Source organism: Streptococcus oralis, from assembly GCF_003942585.1.
Lineage (GTDB): Bacteria > Bacillota > Bacilli > Lactobacillales > Streptococcaceae > Streptococcus > Streptococcus oralis_BE.
Map to the genome: position 1 here is coordinate 35,180 of NZ_RJNK01000004.1, position 17,017 is coordinate 52,196.

The window sequence follows — 17,017 nt, forward strand, 5'->3', positions numbered from 1 at the left end:
GACCTCCTGACTCTATTATAGCATGAGTATCATCAAAAAGCCGATTAAATTATTCAAAGCGTGTAAAGAAATGCTATAAAGAAGACCTTTTCGGCTCACATAAGCAAGACCCAAACTCAATCCCAGACTAGCATAGACTAAAAACTGTTGCAAAGTCCCTGGAAAATGAATCAAGGCAAATAGTACACTTGATACAAGGAGAAACAGAGCTGTCTGTTTACTATTAGCCTGCTTAGGAAAGAGATAGCGCGCCAAGATTCCTCTAAAGATGAGTTCTTCCGTCAGAGGAGCAAAGACCACCACCATAAAGAAACCAAAGACAGGCTGAGCTAGTGTCAATTGTGATACAGTCTGTTGATTAGCCGACGGATCGTCTGGTAAAAAGAACTGGGCTGCAATAGCCACCAGCAAAACCAGGGTAGGCAACCAGATATAACGATTAAAAACAGTCGTCTGGATACTAACCTTTTCTGTCTGATACCATCTGTAAACTCCATAAACATAGGCCCCTGAAAGGACGACATAAAGTGGCAAGACTCCAAAGATTGAAGCCCCTAGTCCAAGAGCTGACAGAGCCATACTCTGAACCAGACCATAACCAAAGAAAAAGGATAGAACAGCTAGCAGAAACCAGCCAAGATTTTTAAGTATTTTCATAAAAGGCTCCTATTTGAAATAACGTTTTACCATAGGTAATTGCATCACATTGATATAAATATGGATCGCTCCTACAAGCAAGAAGGCTAGTAACTGAATCTCTCCTGTCAATAAAGAAAAGATAGCAATCAAAAAATAGAGACCTGGCAAGACATACTGATTTAATTGGAATAAAATTCGAAAACTTTGTTCCAAATTAGCCTGACGCTCCCCTTCATCATAGGAATTTATGTAGTCCAAGACATCCTTTGGTGTAGAGAAGAATTCCAAATCAAACTGACGAACGATCGCAATGGTCTTATAGAGATATTTTTGAGCACTGAAAATCATCACTAATGCCAAAAAAGAAAGAGATAAGGTTATATAGCTGATATTTAGTACAATGACTTCACTACCTGAGATGAAAAGAGCCAAAAAAATCGCTACACCTGCACTATTAAAAGCAATAGTTCCAAACTCGAGATTACGATACATTTGTACATAATAGGTTTCATTCAGATCATCATCCATTTCCTCGTGATACAAGGAGTGAAATGTTCTGCTTTTCTTTAAGAAATCGAAAGTCAAAAACATACTAATGAAACCTAACAGTAAACAAATAGATGATATCCATGGAATCACGGTTTTGACATCTAAAATGGTTCCATAGTTTTCGGTATAGGCCTTAAACATCCCTGCAAACATGCCCAAGAAGCCTCCAAAGACAACAGACATTAAAAATAACAATCCACGTTTCTTTTTCATATTCATCCTCTTTCTAAACTAAACCAATCCAACTAACCACTGACCAAAGGCTTTACCTGATTCATAAATTACTGTCAAACCCTCTGTTCCAAGTGATACTAAAATCAAACAAACAGCAAACAAGAGAATAGCTTGGTTTCTTGCTTTTTTCGCCCCCTCTCCTAAAGGATCTCTCCCAAGCCAGCCTGCTAGATAAGCATATAGGATGACTGTTAAAATCCCAAACTCTGTTGACGAAAGAAACAACAAAATTGCTGCTAAACGGATGATGTTAGTCTTGATATTAAAATAATTTCCTAAACCTGCACAGACACCTGCAAGTTCTTTGTTCTCAGTATCTACTTGAAAACCTGCTAAAAACTCTTTCATATTCATTCTCCTTTTTCACTTGCTAGATTTTTTGATTTCTTTTCAATCCATTCAATTACTGGTATGAGGGCAAAGTAGGCCCAAATAAATTGGTCATTTTGATACAGATTAAACCAGCCTAGGTCCATCCCAATCAGTAGAAACACACTGACTAATAGAGCCATGGCAACTACATAATAGATCACTTTATACTTGTTCATCATTTTTCTCCTTTTTCTTCAACCGATTGAAAATGGACAAGAGGACTAAATTAATCCAAAACAAATACTTACTTTCAACAAAATAGAACCAACCCAGTAATGTTCCAATCATAGCAAAAGCATTCACAATAAAGGCAAAAACACTCCTATAATAAATCACTTTATACTTGTTCATCACTCATCCTCCTCTATACGAAATACCGACTCGACTGGCTCATGGAATATCTGAGCAATCTTCAGGGCAATGACGATGGATGGGGTGTACTCATCCCGTTCTAGCAAACTGATGGTTTGCCTGGACACGCCAGCTAGCTTGGCAAGTTCGGTCTGATTAAGACCATCGCGAGCCCGAAGCTCTTTTAAACGATTTTTAAGCATTCCTTTCTCCTTTACTCTTAACTTGCTTATATTGTAACACATCTTTTTCTTTTTGACAAGTATATTTGTCAAAAAGTTTATGATTTTTGTCATTTTGCAAAGGAAAAAGGTCAGGGGTAATTCCCTGACCAGTTTTAAATACTATTAAAAACCTAATTTTTCAAAGATTTCTGAGAAATTTTGATTGATAGCATCGAGTGACACTTGAACTTCTTCTCGAGTTTGGTTGTTCTTAACTGTCACTTGTCCGCTTTCGACTTCACTCTCTCCTAGGGTAATGAGGGTCTTAGCAGCAAAGACATCGGCTGACTTGAACTGAGCTTTGAGTTTACGGTTGAGGTAATCACGCTCTGCTTTGAATCCTTGTTGGCGAAGGGCTTGTACCAACTCCAAGGCCTTAACATTTGCTCCTTCACCCAAAACTGCGATATAAACATCTAGAGCGTTTTCGATAGGGAGAGTCACACCTTGCTTTTCAAGAATGAGAAGCAGGCGCTCTACACCAAGTCCAAAACCAAATCCAGCAGTCTCAGGACCACCAAAATAGGCAACTAAGCCATCATAGCGACCACCCGCACAGACTGTCAATTCATTGCCCTCGATTTCTGTGATGAACTCGAAAATGGTGTGGTTGTAGTAGTCCAGACCACGCACCATATTGGTATCGATGATGTAATCTACTCCAAGATTTTCCAACATTTGACGCACAGCATCAAAGTGAGCTTGGCTTTCTTCATCAAGGAAATCCAAGATAGACGGCGCATTCTCCACTGCCACCTTGTCTTCTTTCTCCTTAGAGTCCAAGACACGAAGAGGATTTTCCTCCAAACGACGTTGGCTATCCTTAGACAAGGTCTCCTTGAGCGGTGTCAAATAGTCAATCAAGGCTTGACGGTAAGCCGCACGGCTCTCGGGATTTCCAAGAGTATTGAGGTGCAATTTGACATCTTGAATTCCGATTTCTTTCAAGAAATGGGCTGCCATAGCGATGGTTTCCACATCGGTAGCTGGATTGCTAGATCCAAAACACTCAACACCAATCTGGTGGAACTGACGCAAACGACCTGCTTGTGGACGCTCATAACGGAACATAGGTCCCATGTAATAGAACTTACTTGGCTTTTGCACTTCTGGAGCAAAGAGTTTATTTTCCACATAGGAACGGACAACGGGCGCAGTTCCTTCTGGACGAAGAGTGATATGGCGGTCACCCTTGTCATAAAAATCGTACATTTCCTTGGTTACGATATCCGTTGTATCTCCGACAGAGCGACTGATGACCTCGTAATGCTCAAAAATAGGCGTACGCACTTCTGCGTAGTTATAGCGCTTGAAAATTTCACGGGCAAAGCCCTCAACGTACTGCCATTTAGCAGACTCAGCAGGTAAAATATCCTGCGTTCCTTTTGGTTTTTGTAATTTCATAGGGAATCCTCTTTAAACTTAATAGTCTTATTTTACCATAAATAGAGGGATTAAAACAGTATGAAAAAAAATTAGGATTCAAATATCATTTTTGAGATTAAGACTTGTCAGAAGGATAGCCAGCAAGGAAAGTCCAACAAATAAGATCCAGGTCAACTGCATATCCCATACGGCTACAAGTGAAAAACAGGCTGTTCCCACAGGAATAGAGAGGGTAAAGAGAAGATTTAAAAAATTGCTGGTACGAGCTAGAACCTCTGGAGCTAGATTTTTCATGAGCATGGCACTAATCTTTGGTGAAACTTTACCAGACACATACAGAGTTAAAAAGAGAAATAGTAAACCGAGCACGACTTGATTGAATAAATTAGCTAGACCAACTAGACTAAGTCCTAAGGTCGCCCACATCATCAATCTAGGCAAGGACTGCTTCCCAAAATAATCATTGCCCGTAAGGCTACTGATGATGATTGCTACTAAAACACAGACTTGATTGATAAATAGTGCCTCTGTGTAAGAAAAATTCAAGAGTGAATGGCTCAAAAAGAAGATGTTATAAATGCCTCCCAAAGCACCACCCAAGGCATTGATAAGCAAGACAGCAAAGAGCATAAAACCAAAGTTTTTCTGTCCACTTTTAAGAAAAACGAGACGTAAATTTCGGTAAATCGATAGAAACTGATCTTTGATAGAGAGAGTCTCATTTTTCAGTAATTCACCATCAGCAGATGAAATTGACAGGCTTAATTTGCTTTTTCCTAAAAAGAGAATAGCGGCTGATACTAGGAAAAAACAGGCATTGATTCCCGCAACGAGAGAAAAATTATTGACCGATAGACCTAAGAGCCAGACTCCGAAAGCTTGACCACCAATAGCTGAAATATAGGTGATAAACTGGGAAAAAGAATAAGCCTCCATCAGATCATTTTCAGCCACTTTTTCCTTAATAAGAGGCATGCGCAAACCACCTGCAAAATCACTGATCACATCACTGATGACATTAATCAAACACAGGCTGGAAAAGGCAAAGAGACTGGCTTGACCAAGTACCAAAGCTGCTAGGAAAAAGAGAAGAGCCTGAAACAAACCGCTATAGGTCATCCATTTGACCTTGTCCCTCGTGTAATCTGCCCGAATCCCTACAAAAACTGTAAAGAGAGTCGGAAGAATCATGACAATATTCGCCATAGCAACAGCAAAAGAGGCTTGTGGCAAGGTCGATGCATAGACGATAAATACCAGGTTAAAAATCGAAGCACCAAAAGCATTGAAGAATCGTGACAAAGTCAAGAGTCGATAAGCTTGATTTCTAAACAATAGTTTCATAGATAATCTCCCTTCTTGTTCTAATCCCTATATGAAGTATGACTATAGTATAGCACTTAGAAATTTGAAAGGGTAAACTTTTGAATATATGCAACACACAAAAAAAGCTAAAAAAACGATAAAATCTCTTTGATGACATGAGAGAGGACAAGAGTTCTATCGCTTCAAATTTTAAATTATTTTCTTAGTTTGCAGATATTCAACAATCTGTTGCTTTTCTGTAGTATTCGGCAGATTTGTTACAGCCAAGCATCTCAAAAATATGGACAGCATCTTCCATCTTTTTTTGTCCTTCCTTGACTCTGCCTTGCTTGCTATCAAGGAGACCTTCTGCCCACAAATAGACAATTCGGAAATAGGTCTCGTTTTCCTTGTAGAAATGCTCTTCGATAACACGTTTAAAATAATAAGCATTGGTAAATTCTTCACACTCAATGCTGGCTAAAAAACCATTCAATAGCATGGTGTGAAACAGGTTTCGGTTCCCCTTCATCTCCATTAGAAAATCAGATTTTCGGACCATTTCTCGTACATATCTAGTGAAAAGAGGAACAGATAAGAGTGGGGAACTAACTGAGAACAAATTGAGCTCATAGTTCCCCCAAATCTCGGTAGAAAACAGGTAATCATGAAGGACTTCCCCTTCCTCTGTTGTTAACTCTACCGTTTCATCCATACTCTTCATATAAGACTTGATCATAATGGCATTTAGAATATGTTTCTGTTTGTTTTGAGAATTGGCATACTTTTGATACTCCTTGCGATACAAGTCCTCGAGAGGTGCTATGTTCTTTGGGTCCAAGATATCTGTGATTTCTTTTCTCAACTCAGAATCGGTATCATAGTGAAAACCTCTCGCTAGGAAGAGGATTTCCTCCACACTCGCAGATATATTTTCCAGTGCAGATAGAAACTTTTCCACTGAAAGCTCACTCTGACCTGTTTCAAATCGGGACAACATGGACGGCGAAAATTGTCCCCCAGTTGCTTGTCTCAGCGAGATATTTCTTGACTCTCGTAATTGTCTAAAGACTTTTCCAATCTGCTCCATAGACTTCCCCTTAATTGAGTATTTTCTTCATTTTATCATATTTTTCAGAAAATTCATCAAAAACTTGCCAAATTGTCAGAATTATGAGAAAATAGAGGATATTTATCACGTGGAGGGACTGTTATGAGAGACGATATCAAAATCAATGACCGCGCTTTGGCCTTACAAGATCAAATTATCGAAAAACTAGAGAAGGTTTTTGATACAGATGTGGAATTGGATGTGTACAATCTAGGGCTGATTTATGAAATCAATCTGAACGAAACAGGTCTCTGCAAGATTGTCATGACTTTCACTGATACTGCCTGTGATTGCGCCGAAAGCCTGCCTATCGAAATCGTCGCAGGTCTGAAACAGATCGAGGGCATCGAAGATGTCAAGGTTGAAGTTACTTGGTCTCCTGCCTGGAAGATCACACGAATCAGTCGCTACGGCCGTATTGCCCTAGGTCTCCCACCTCGTTAAGCAGGCAAATCACTTTTGAAGATGAAAAAAAGCAAGCCGAAACTGGCTTGCTTTTTGAGTTTATTTTTTACCTGACTTATCCATATTCCAGAAGTCTGTCACGGCTCCGCGAGAAGCGGATGATACGATGTGGGCATATTTACCGAGAACACCACGGCTGTAAAGTGGTGGCAAGGTTGTTTCTGCCTTGCGTTTTTCTAGTTCTTCTTCCGATACGGCCATGGAAATTTCTTTGGTATCTTGGTCAACCGTAACGATATCGCCTGTACGAAGGTAGGCAATCGGTCCACCATCCTGAGCTTCAGGGGCGATATGTCCGACAACCAGACCATAAGTACCACCAGAGAAGCGTCCGTCTGTCAAGAGGGCAACCTTGTCTCCTTGACCTTTACCAACGATCATGGATGAAAGTGACAGCATCTCAGGCATACCAGGACCTCCCTTAGGTCCCACGAAACGAACAACGACAACATCGCCATCAACGATTTCATCTGTCAGAACAGCCTGAATAGCATCTTCTTCTGAGTCAAAGACTTTGGCTGGTCCAACGTGACGGCGAACTTTAACACCTGATACTTTAGCAACCGCGCCATCAGGGGCAAGGTTCCCGTTCAAGATAATAAGCGGTCCGTCTGCGCGTTTTGGATTTTCCAGTGGCATGATGACTTTTTGACCTGGTGTGAGGTCTGCAAAGTCAGCCAAGTTTTCAGCAACGGTCTTACCAGTACATGTGATACGGTCCCCATGAAGGAATCCATTTGCTAACAAGTACTTCATAACCGCAGGGACACCACCGACTTCGTAGAGATCTTGGAAGACATACTGACCAGAAGGTTTCAAGTCGGCCAAGTGAGGTACACGCTCTTGGATTGTATTGAAGTCCTCAAGTGACAAGTCAACATTAGCCGCATGGGCAATGGCAAGCAAGTGAAGAGTGGCATTGGTTGACCCACCGAGAGCCATGGTTACTGTAATGGCATCTTCAAAAGCTTCACGAGTCAAGATATCTGATGGTTTGAGACCAAGCTCCAGCATCTTGACAACAGCTCGTCCTGCTGCTTCGATATCTTCTTTCTTGTCAGCTGATTCAGCTGGGTGAGATGAAGATCCTGGCAAACTCATACCGAGAACTTCGATAGCAGTCGCCATGGTATTAGCTGTATACATACCACCACAGCCACCAGGGCCAGGGCAGGCATTACATTCAAGACGCTTCACGTCCTCAGCTGTCATGTCACCATGGTTCCACTTACCGATTCCTTCAAATACAGAAACCAAGTCGATGTCTTTGCCATCAAGATTTCCAGGGGCGATAGTACCACCGTAAGCGAAAATAGCTGGGATATCCATATTGGCAATGGCAATCATAGAACCAGGCATGTTCTTGTCACAGCCACCGATAGCGACAAAGGCATCGACGTTGTGACCACCCATAGCCGCCTCGATGGAGTCCGCGATGATGTCACGAGATGTTAGAGAGAAACGCATACCAGGCGTTCCCATGGCGATCCCGTCTGCTACGGTAATGGTTCCAAATTGTACAGGCCAGGCGCCAGCAGATTTGACACCTTCTTTAGCCAGTTTCCCGAAATCATGCAAGTGAATGTTACATGGTGTATTTTCCGCCCAAGTTGAAATCACTCCCACAATCGGTGTTTCAAAGTCCTTATCTGTCATACCAGTCGCACGAAGCATAGCACGGTTAGGTGATTTCACCATGCTGTCATAAATGCTACTGCGGTGACGTTTATCTAATTCAGTCATCTTATCCCTCCCGTTTCAGTTTTTACTATTATAGCACAATTTCCGCATGAAGAACAGAATAAAATTCTTGAATTTTCAGAAAATTTCGATTAACAACTTCTAATTTTTTCATCTTTTTTTGTCAAGTAACTTTACTTTACAAAAAAAATGTGTTATCCTAGTATGGTTGATGAAAATCAGTAGATTGAATCGAATTTAAATACCTAAAGGAGAAATCAAAATGGCAGTACCTGCACGTCGCACTTCAAAAGCGAAGAAAAACAAACGTCGTACACACTACAAAGTAACAGCTCCATCTGTAAACTTTGACGAAACTACTGGAGATTACTCACGTTCTCACCGTGTATCACTTAAAGGATACTACAAAGGACGTAAAATCGCTAAAGCTGCATCAGCTGAATAATAGAAGGGAGATACCATGCGCGTAAATATTACACTTGAACACAAAGAATCTGGTGAACGCTTGTACCTTACTTCTAAAAACAAACGTAACACTCCAGACCGTCTTCAATTGAAGAAATACTCACCAAAACTTCGCAAACACGTTGTGTTTACAGAAGTTAAATAAGCACACCTAACTCAAAACGCCTTACTGGGCGTTTTTTGCTTTATTGGTTAGCGATTTATAGCCCCTCAGGAGAGATTTATGGCATTTTATCTTTGGATGTTCCCTCTACTCTTTATCTTTCACGATATGGAAGAAATTATCGGTCTTGTCCCTTGGATTCATCTCAACGAAACCTTACTGGCTCAAAAGGCTCCAGCTATTCTCAAGATTCACAAAGGAATTACAACAGAGGGATTTGCCCTTGCTGTTTTTGAGGAATTTATTCTTGTCTTATCCATCACTTTATTAGCGTATTTTACTCAATCTAGAGTACTCGAATTAGTTTGGTTAGGAGGATTTGTGGCCTTTGCACTCCATCTCTTGCTCCATATCGGGCAAGCAATCTTTCTTGGTAAGTATATCCATCCCTGCTCTGATTACTTCTGTCCTCTGTTTCCCTATCAGTGCTTATTTGATTACAGACATTGTACATTTGTGGCGAGTTTCGACCAGCGAATTTTTCCTATTTTCACTGGTCGGTTCAGGCATCGTCGTCATCAATCTCCTCTTTGCTCTCTGGCTTGGGAGAAAGTATTCCACCTGGCTTGCCTATAACCATTAACAAAAGTTCCTTGCAATTTCATTTTGCAGGGAATTTTTTTATCCCCCTTCACAGTTAATAAGTGTTCTATAGTTTTTTTAAGACAAAGTAAAAAGCCCACTGTTGTAGGCTTTCTGTAAGATATTTCTTAAAATTAAAGCATTTTGTTGTAGAATTCAACGACAAGTGCTTCGTTGATTTCTGGGTTGATTTCGTCGCGTTCTGGCAAGCGAGTCAATGAACCTTCCAATTTTTCAGCGTCGAATGATACGAATGCTGGACGTCCAAGAGTAGCTTCTACTGCTTCAAGGATAGCTGGAACTTTCAATGATTTTTCACGAACTGAGATTACTTGACCTGGAGTTACGCGGTATGATGGGATATCAACACGTTTTCCGTCAACAAGGATATGACCGTGGTTTACGAATTGACGAGCTTGACGACGAGTAGTCGCAAGACCAAGACGGTAAACAACGTTATCCAAACGACGTTCCAAAAGAAGCATGAAGTTGAAACCTAGGATTCCGCCTTTGATTTTTGTAGCTTGTACGAACAAGTTACGGAATTGTTTTTCTCCTACACCGTAAGTGAAACGAAGTTTTTGTTTTTCAGCCAATTGCAAACCGTATTCTGACAATTTAGAACGGTTGTTTGGTCCGTGTTGTCCTGGTACGTAGTTACGACGTGCCAATTCTTTACCTGTACCTGTAAGTGAAAGGCCAAGGCGACGAGCTTGTTTCCAAGATGGTCCTGTATAACGTGACATATGTATGTCCTCCTGATATAAATAATATTTCGGTGGAAATAGTCACTTAGAAAGCCCTGATTCGTGCAGATGCCCTTCGCCTAAACAGCCAAGGTTACTTGTCATAAGACACCTGTTGACGAGCTTCATGCTTTCCTGCTGCTATTTCACACAAAGGCTATTGTACCATGAATAGCTAGATTTGTAAAGGGATTTTACGGCTTTATTTTAAATTGAGGCTGAATGTAAACTTGCTTCCTAAGCCATATTGACTTTCTGCTGTGATTTCGCCACCAAGCTGATGGGCTAGTTCTCGTGCAATCGCAAGACCTAAGCCATGCCCACCCGTCTTCATATTGCGCGAAGTTTCTACACGATAAAGTCGTTTAAAGATCTTTTCCAAATCCTCAGGATGAATTCCCTGCCCCTCGTCTTTCACACTGATTCTCAGCTCTTGCTCTGTTAATTGGGCAAGAACCTCGATTCTGGTTCCTGGTTCTGAATATTTAAAGGCATTGTTTAACAAATTGACTAAAATGCGAGAAAGTTTGTCAGAATGGCTCTTGATTTTCGCCGACTCAGGTGACACTTGAATGTAAACATCTCGCTCCTCTTGTTCAATCTGGAGTTGAAATTCACTCATTGACTCAATCAGCAATTGATCTAAAAAGACCTCTTCGACTTCTTCATCAGCAGTATCTTGAGGTTGGGTGTTAAGAGTCAGAACATCCAATTCCTCTACTAGCTTGTTTAGACGCTCAGTTTGCCGACCAATCGTGGTTAAATAGTGGAGCCGCTCCTCTTCCTTAATCACTCCATCTAGAATTCCCTCCACAGTAACCTGAATGGAGGTAATGGGAGTTTTAATATCGTGAGAGAGCTGTGCAATCATCATTCTCTTTTCTTGCTCACTCTCATCAAGTGATTGAAAGGTAGCCTGCAAATTGTGGGACATGTCATTAAAAGCCTGGCCCAGCTCTTGAAATTCTAATGGGCCTTTGGTTTCGATTTCTGTGCTGAAATCCTTGCTTGCTATATCCTGAGCTTGTTTTTTCAAATGTTTCAGAGAAGAGAACACTGGCGACAAAAGAAAGATGCTCACTGCAGCGCCAATGAAACTAGCAATCAAGGTCATTCCAACTAGAAAGTAAACTTCACTTTTCTCGATCAACATCCGTTGGACTGCCCAGAAAACGACCAAAATCGTTAGTAGAGTCGACACTAGATACCCCACTAAAATATAGTTTTTTAATTTCATTTTCTACCTCTTGGTCTTTCCATCTTATAGCCCAAACCCCAGACAGTTTTGATAGCAGGAGCATTGGAATTCGTATACTTGGTCAACTCTTGCCTCAAAGCATGGATATGAACATTGAGTGTATTGGTATCATCCACATAGTCCTCTTGCCATACCTTCTCGTAAAGTTCCGTCTTTGAAAAGACTCTCTCGGGATTGCTGGCTAATATCCATAGAAGTTCAAAGGATTTTACTGTCAATTCCAAAGGTTGCTCCCCAATGCGAACTTCATGAGTCACATGGTTGATTACCAAGTCACCAAACTCGATCTGTTCTGTCTCTCCTCCACGGCTAAGGCGACGCAAGATATTATTCACTCTTAAAACCAATTCGCGTGGGCTAAAGGGCTTGACTATAAAATCATCTGCCCCCAAGCTTAAGCCATAAATTTTATCCTGTTCGCTTGTCTTAGCAGTTGTAAAGAGGAAGGGTTGATCCGGAGCGATATACTGAACTTCACTGATAAAATCATAACCGTCCATATTGGGCATCATGATATCTGTGATAATGAGGTCGATAGATTTTTTTCTGAAAAGCTCTAATCCCTCCTTGCCATCATGGGCGACCAAAACGTCGTAACCTGCCTGTATAAGATAGCGGTTTTGAATATCTAGAATATCTATCTCATCATCAACCAGCAAAATTGTTTTTTTCATCTGACACTCCTTCGATAAAAACAGTGTTATACTTGCTTTAGTATAACACTATTTTCCCTAATGTTTAAGTGATTTGAATCTTAATCTTCCCGTTTGGTTGTCAAACCCAAAAGTCCAACAAGACCTGCCAAGGCTAGACCAAAGATACCAAGGCCAGCTGTAGCTGTTTTAGCTTCCCCAGTATTTGGTAGCATCGCTTTATCATCTTTTTTCATCATATTAGCCATTGGGCTAGAAGCTGGTTGATCGACCTTCATATCTGACATATGGTGATTTGTACCCATCATACCCTCAGTCGTACCTGTAGAGCCTGTTTCAGAAGGCTTCGTATTCATCTGACCTTGTTGAGATGGTATTGTCGCCATTTCTTTTCCATGAAGCTGAATCGTTACTTGACGAGTAGCAATCAGATTGGTCAAATCAGGTTTGCCGTCTTTAGCGCCATAAACTTTAACAGTAGCTAGGTATGTATGTGTTCCGTTAGCTCGAAGTTGCTCCAGCAAGGCCTGACCATCTTTGCCAACCGTATTGCCATTCAAATCCACTTCGTAGAAATATTGGCCTTTAACCAAGCCTTCAAGTGGCAATAGAGCAGGATTTTTAGCTGTTCCGTTGTCTGACCATGGGGCTTTGTCTGAAGCTTTTAACAAGAGGCGAGTCAACATACCATCTCCACCAAAAGCTTCGTATGGAATAACTTGGTTGACACCGGCTGTGAATGGACCTGGGAAGTTGGCTTTGTCCAAGTAAGTAGCTGGGACATCTACTGTATCTTTGGTGTTATCAGCTACACTTTTTTGCACTTCAGCTGGGGTGATCAAACCATTCAAATTAACAGTCAAATCTTTAGTCGCTACCAGATTAGTTAAGTCAGGCTTGCCGTCTTTTGCACCGTACACCTTGATGGTTGCCTTATAACTTTGAGTTCCATTTTGTTTCAAGAGGTCAAGCAGCTCTTTATCTGATTTTCCTTGGGTGCCTGCCAAGTCTACTTCGTAGAAGTAAAGGCCTTTGCCCAATTTCTCTACTGGTGGGAGAGCTGGATTTTTAGCTGAACCGTTGTCTGACCATGGAGCCTTGTCTGAGGCTTTCAAGATAAGGCGTGTTAACATACCGTCACCGGCAAAGAACTCGTATGGAATAACTTGGTTGACACCGGCTGTGAATGGACCTGGGAAGTTGGCTTTGTCCAAGTAAGTAGCTGGGACATCTACTGTATCTTTGGTGTTATCAGCTACACTTTTTTGCACTTCAGCTGGAGTGGTCGCTGGTTGCGCTTCACGGTCTTGTCCAGAAACTGTAGACGCAGGACTTTCCATAGGTTTAACTGCATCTTCTGTTTGTTTCTTAGAATCTGGCTTTGCTTGCATTTCTTCTTTTGGTGCCACTACTGGCTCTTTAGCAGTTGCGTCCGCTTTTTCGGAAGAGCTTGTGGTATCCACACTTGCTTTAGGTGTTGGAACAGACTGTTCTGAAGGAAGAGCTACATCAACTGCTTTTTTGAGAACCTCTGCTGGTAAGTCGCTCTTTTCACTTACCGAAGCAGCGTCTGGCACGACTTGAGCAGGGGTCGGATTGACGACATCAGCACGTGCAGAACTTGGTTGACCGACTAGGACAAAGAAGCCACTGGCCACAACAACTGAAGCAACACCGACACTGAGACGGCGAATAGACCAACGAGTATATCTTTGATTTGGATTGAATTTCATAGGATTCTCCTTAGAGTTTTCTTTTTTTTGATGACTCTAGTATAATCTCCTAAAATTAAAAAGGATTAAGAAAAAGTTAAAATTTTTCTTAAATCCCTCTTATAAAATACTTATATTGACTCATTAATCATTGAAAAAGAGAGTAGTCCTTCCTTTCCTACTCACTCAGCTCTGCTAGCGTATCCAAATGTTGGTTATTAATGACTGCCATGATATAGGTATCTGCCTGCAAGAGGTCATTGGGTCCGAATTGGACATCCAGAGGAGCATTTTCGTAGGCACGAAAACCAAGTACATTGAGGTTGTATCGCCCACGTAAATCCAACTGACTGAGGCTTTTACCTACCCATGATTGGGGGATTTTCATCTCGACAATCGATACATTCTTGTCCAACTGAAAGACGTCTACGCTGTTATGAAAGAGGATGGTCTGCGCCAAAGAGCGCCCCATTTCAAACTCTGGTGAAATGACTGCGTCTGCGCCAATTTTTTCCAACACCTTTTTAGCTGTATGGCTTTTAACCTTGGCAATGACGGTCGGCACTCCTAGACTCTTGCAGTGCATAACCGCAAGAACACTGGACTCTAGATTTTCCCCCGTTGCGACAACTACGGTATCACAGGTGTCAATCCCCGCTGATAGAAGGAGTTCTTCATCCGTGATATCTCCAACTACCCCTCGCGCCAGCACAGGTTCAAATTGATTAATGCGCTCCTCGTGGTCATCAATAGCAATGATATTCATGTCATGCTTGGCTAGGGCAGCCAAAACACTGCTCCCAAAAATTCCCAAGCCTAAAATTCCAATTGTCCGATCTGACATCGTTCTTCCTTTCTTATCCGATAGTGATATCTGCTTTCATATAGTGAATCGTATCTTTCTTGTCTGGCTGGTATTCCGCTACACTGACCAGTAGTGTCAAGGGACCAATACGGCCGATAAACATCAACAACATAACGATGCTAAGGGCTAACTTACCTAACTCCGGCGTTAAATTTGCCGTCACTCCAACTGTCGCAAGGGCTGAAATGGTCTCAAACATGAGGTAGATAAAGCGCGGATTTCCCTCTGCTGTTATTCCTAGCAGGATCAAGCCCAGCAAGAAAGTTAGCAAGAAGATAATAAAGACACTGAAAGATTTTTGCACGGTTCGGGGTTCAATGGTCCTCCGAGCCACATTGGCATGAGGCAAGCCCAATAGTTCGCTGCGGGCAAAGACCAACAAGACAAAGAAGATCGTAATCTTGAGCCCTCCTGCTGTCCCTCCAGGTGCCCCTCCCAGAAACATCTGTAGGATATAGATGAACAAGGTCACCGGTCGAGCCTGTGTGTAGTCAATTGAAGCAAATCCTGCCGTTCTCATGCTGACGGTCTGGAAAAAGCTAACCAGCAGTTTTTCTGGGAAACTAAGATTTCCAATCGTCCCAGAATTGTTCCACTCAATTAAGAGAGTCGATACTGTTCCAAAGATCAGAATTCCCGCAGTTAAAAAGAGAACCAGCTTGGTATGGAAGCGCAGACGGCGTTTTTTCTTTTTCCCAATCTGGGTCGCTAGGTCAAACCAGACCATAAATCCTAGACCACCTGTGATAATCAAGCCTGCAATCACTAGATTGATCAAGGGATCCGTTTGAAAGGCTACCAAACTCGTACTTCCAAAATTATCAAATCCAGCATTACAGAAAGCTGAAACAGCCAAAAAGATAGAGGTTAATATCCCTCGCCCCCAGCCAAATTCCGGAATAAAGCGAAAACTTAAGAGAACGGCACCAATCCCTTCCACCAGGAAAGTCGTCAGAAAGATTGAGCGGATGAAGTCCTTTAGAGACTGGGTTTCTCCATAAGCAAAACTTTCTTGAATGGTCTCACGGCCACGAAGACTGAGCTTTTGCTTGCCTTGGATATAAAAGATTCCGATAAAGGTCATAAGCCCCAAACCACCGATCTGGATCAAAATCATACAGAACAACTGACCCCAGATATTGTAAGTAGAGGCTACCGGCTGGGTGAAAAGCCCTGTCACACAGACCATGGACACCGTTGTAAAGAGATGATCAAAGTAGGTCGCTTGTGACGTAGCTGCCTGCACAAAGGGGAGACTTAAAAGAAGAGAGCCCAAGAAGATTACTAGGGCAAAACTTAAAAAGATGCGACGGGCTGGTGATAACCGAGACAGCGTCGTCTTGATTTTTTCCAAAAAAGATTTGAATAACATAGCTACATTCTACCATAAAAACAGTCAGAACACTCACATGTGGTGCACAATGGCAAGACAGAGTTCGAGTGCCTTATCAAAAGCTTCTGAGCCCCAGTCACGACTGTCGTAGTTGTCCAGATCTGCCAAGGAATCTGCAGTAAAGAGCAATTCCCCCCAGACAACTCCACGTAGCTGAGCTACTGCCGCAAGAGCCGAGCACTCCATCTCCACAACAGCACAGCCCTCTTCCTTGCGATAGGCAACCTTTTCAGCTGTCTCTCGGTAAAAACCATCTGTCGTCCAGGTCATGACTTCCTCGTAAGGAATGCCTCTTTGCTCCAAAACTTGCTCAATGGCAGAGACAGCCTCAATCTGCATCTCCATATAACGAGAAGGTGCTACATAGTGGTAGCTGGTCCCCTCATCTCGCAGAGCCCGAACAGGGACGAGAAAGGCATTTTCCTCTATATCGGCTAGGACGCCACAGGTTCCAGTGGAAATGATTTTCTCCACACCATAGCCAACCAACCAATCCATAAACTGGGCCGCTGGGGCAGAGCCCACGGGTGCCTGGGCCAGACAGATCTCCTCGCCCTTGTAGTTGATGACATAGACTGGATAAGTCTTGGTAGCCGAAACGAACTCACCAATACAGTCCGCCCCTACTTCCTGGGCATAGCGGTCAATCTCCTCCTCCAAAAACGCATAAATACACTTCTTTGGCAACTTTAAGTCCAATCCCTCGTGATTTGGCATAAGGACCGCCTGAGGATTGTCATCAAACTCTAAAATGGGAATCGCATGTTTCTGAATCATAGCCCACCTCCTCTAATTTTGTACTATTGTATCAAAAGCTGACGGAGTGTCAAGGAGTTATCTTTA

At 42.1% G+C, this 17,017-nt stretch carries 20 protein-coding genes and 1 pseudogene; 4 read left to right on the forward strand and 17 right to left on the reverse strand.

The features are described from left to right. Window positions 1-15: 15 nt before the first annotated feature. From D8862_RS06320 to D8862_RS06365, 9 genes are all read right to left on the reverse strand, one after another. The gene (locus D8862_RS06320) at window positions 16-657 is read right to left on the reverse strand and encodes a CPBP family intramembrane glutamic endopeptidase (RefSeq protein WP_125449390.1); all 642 of its coding nucleotides are present in this window, start codon (window positions 655-657) and stop codon (window positions 16-18) included. Window positions 658-666: 9 nt separating this feature from the next. Beyond that, on the reverse strand, window positions 667-1,401 hold the full coding sequence (locus D8862_RS06325) for a DUF3169 family protein (protein ID WP_185760846.1): 735 nt from the start codon (window positions 1,399-1,401) through the stop codon (window positions 667-669). Window positions 1,402-1,419: 18 nt separating this feature from the next. After that, window positions 1,420-1,770 carry a PspC domain-containing protein gene (locus tag D8862_RS06330; RefSeq protein ID WP_125449394.1) on the reverse strand — a complete coding sequence of 117 codons (351 nt, stop codon included), beginning with the start codon at window positions 1,768-1,770 and terminating at the stop codon, window positions 1,420-1,422. A gap of 2 nt (window positions 1,771-1,772) precedes the next feature. Continuing rightward, window positions 1,773-1,970, reverse strand: coding sequence for a hypothetical protein (locus tag D8862_RS06335; protein WP_185760847.1), 198 nt, complete (start codon window positions 1,968-1,970; stop codon window positions 1,773-1,775). Then, window positions 1,957-2,145, reverse strand: coding sequence for a hypothetical protein (locus tag D8862_RS06340; RefSeq protein WP_125449398.1), 189 nt, complete (start codon window positions 2,143-2,145; stop codon window positions 1,957-1,959). The genes D8862_RS06335 and D8862_RS06340 overlap by 14 nt, the downstream gene beginning before the upstream one ends. Further along, on the reverse strand, window positions 2,145-2,348 hold the full coding sequence (locus tag D8862_RS06345) for a helix-turn-helix transcriptional regulator (protein WP_125449523.1): 204 nt from the start codon (window positions 2,346-2,348) through the stop codon (window positions 2,145-2,147). Before D8862_RS06345 ends, D8862_RS06340 begins: the two co-directional genes overlap by 1 nt. A 144-nt stretch (window positions 2,349-2,492) precedes the next feature. Next, window positions 2,493-3,773, reverse strand: coding sequence for a histidine--tRNA ligase (gene hisS / locus D8862_RS06355; protein WP_125449400.1), 1,281 nt, complete (start codon window positions 3,771-3,773; stop codon window positions 2,493-2,495). Window positions 3,774-3,851: 78 nt separating this feature from the next. After that, window positions 3,852-5,099, reverse strand: a complete 1,248-nt coding sequence (locus tag D8862_RS06360; RefSeq protein WP_125449402.1) for an MFS transporter — start codon at window positions 5,097-5,099, stop codon at window positions 3,852-3,854. 199 nt (window positions 5,100-5,298) lie between these two features. Beyond that, entirely contained in the window at window positions 5,299-6,150 is an 852-nt protein-coding gene (locus tag D8862_RS06365) for an Rgg/GadR/MutR family transcriptional regulator (RefSeq protein ID WP_125449404.1), read from the reverse strand. A 123-nt stretch (window positions 6,151-6,273) separates the two neighbouring features. Here D8862_RS06365 and D8862_RS06375 point away from each other — a divergent pair, with 123 nt between their 5' ends. After that, window positions 6,274-6,615 carry a metal-sulfur cluster assembly factor gene (locus D8862_RS06375; protein WP_125449406.1) on the forward strand — a complete coding sequence of 114 codons (342 nt, stop codon included), beginning with the start codon at window positions 6,274-6,276 and terminating at the stop codon, window positions 6,613-6,615. A 60-nt stretch (window positions 6,616-6,675) separates the two neighbouring features. On the opposite strand, the gene ilvD is transcribed toward D8862_RS06375, so the two are convergent. Next, complete coding sequence (ilvD, locus tag D8862_RS06380; protein WP_000137343.1) at window positions 6,676-8,379, reverse strand: dihydroxy-acid dehydratase; 1,704 nt, start codon at window positions 8,377-8,379, stop codon at window positions 6,676-6,678. A gap of 220 nt (window positions 8,380-8,599) precedes the next feature. On the opposite strand from ilvD, the gene rpmF reads away from it, so the two are divergent. From rpmF to D8862_RS06395, 3 genes and pseudogenes are all read left to right on the forward strand, one after another. Continuing rightward, window positions 8,600-8,782, forward strand: a complete 183-nt coding sequence (gene rpmF / locus D8862_RS06385) for a 50S ribosomal protein L32 (RefSeq protein ID WP_000290417.1) — start codon at window positions 8,600-8,602, stop codon at window positions 8,780-8,782. A 15-nt stretch (window positions 8,783-8,797) separates the two neighbouring features. After that, the gene (rpmG, locus tag D8862_RS06390) at window positions 8,798-8,947 is read left to right on the forward strand and encodes a 50S ribosomal protein L33 (protein ID WP_001265622.1); all 150 of its coding nucleotides are present in this window, start codon (window positions 8,798-8,800) and stop codon (window positions 8,945-8,947) included. 78 nt (window positions 8,948-9,025) lie between these two features. Next, window positions 9,026-9,548, forward strand: a pseudogene (locus tag D8862_RS06395) (HXXEE domain-containing protein). Window positions 9,549-9,681: 133 nt separating this feature from the next. Here the strand turns inward: D8862_RS06395 and rpsD are convergent. The 7 genes from rpsD to D8862_RS06430 form a co-directional block, all read right to left on the reverse strand. Then, the gene (rpsD, locus tag D8862_RS06400) at window positions 9,682-10,293 is read right to left on the reverse strand and encodes a 30S ribosomal protein S4 (protein WP_000092756.1); all 612 of its coding nucleotides are present in this window, start codon (window positions 10,291-10,293) and stop codon (window positions 9,682-9,684) included. 202 nt (window positions 10,294-10,495) lie between these two features. Beyond that, entirely contained in the window at window positions 10,496-11,530 is a 1,035-nt protein-coding gene (locus tag D8862_RS06405) for a sensor histidine kinase (RefSeq protein WP_125449408.1), read from the reverse strand. Further along, the gene (locus D8862_RS06410; RefSeq protein WP_000751223.1) at window positions 11,527-12,225 is read right to left on the reverse strand and encodes a response regulator transcription factor; all 699 of its coding nucleotides are present in this window, start codon (window positions 12,223-12,225) and stop codon (window positions 11,527-11,529) included. Before D8862_RS06410 ends, D8862_RS06405 begins: the two co-directional genes overlap by 4 nt. Window positions 12,226-12,305: 80 nt before the next feature. Beyond that, window positions 12,306-13,937 (reverse strand): SSURE domain-containing protein, encoded by a 1,632-nt coding sequence (locus tag D8862_RS06415; protein ID WP_125449410.1) that lies wholly within the window; start codon window positions 13,935-13,937, stop codon window positions 12,306-12,308. A gap of 157 nt (window positions 13,938-14,094) precedes the next feature. Then, window positions 14,095-14,760 (reverse strand): potassium channel family protein, encoded by a 666-nt coding sequence (locus D8862_RS06420; RefSeq protein WP_001283883.1) that lies wholly within the window; start codon window positions 14,758-14,760, stop codon window positions 14,095-14,097. Between the two features lie 13 nt (window positions 14,761-14,773). After that, window positions 14,774-16,153: a TrkH family potassium uptake protein gene (locus D8862_RS06425; protein WP_125449412.1), complete on the reverse strand. Its 1,380-nt coding sequence runs from the start codon at window positions 16,151-16,153 to the stop codon at window positions 14,774-14,776. A gap of 33 nt (window positions 16,154-16,186) precedes the next feature. Further along, window positions 16,187-16,951, reverse strand: coding sequence for a nucleoside phosphorylase (locus tag D8862_RS06430; RefSeq protein WP_125449414.1), 765 nt, complete (start codon window positions 16,949-16,951; stop codon window positions 16,187-16,189). Between the last annotated feature and the right edge of the window lie 66 nt (window positions 16,952-17,017).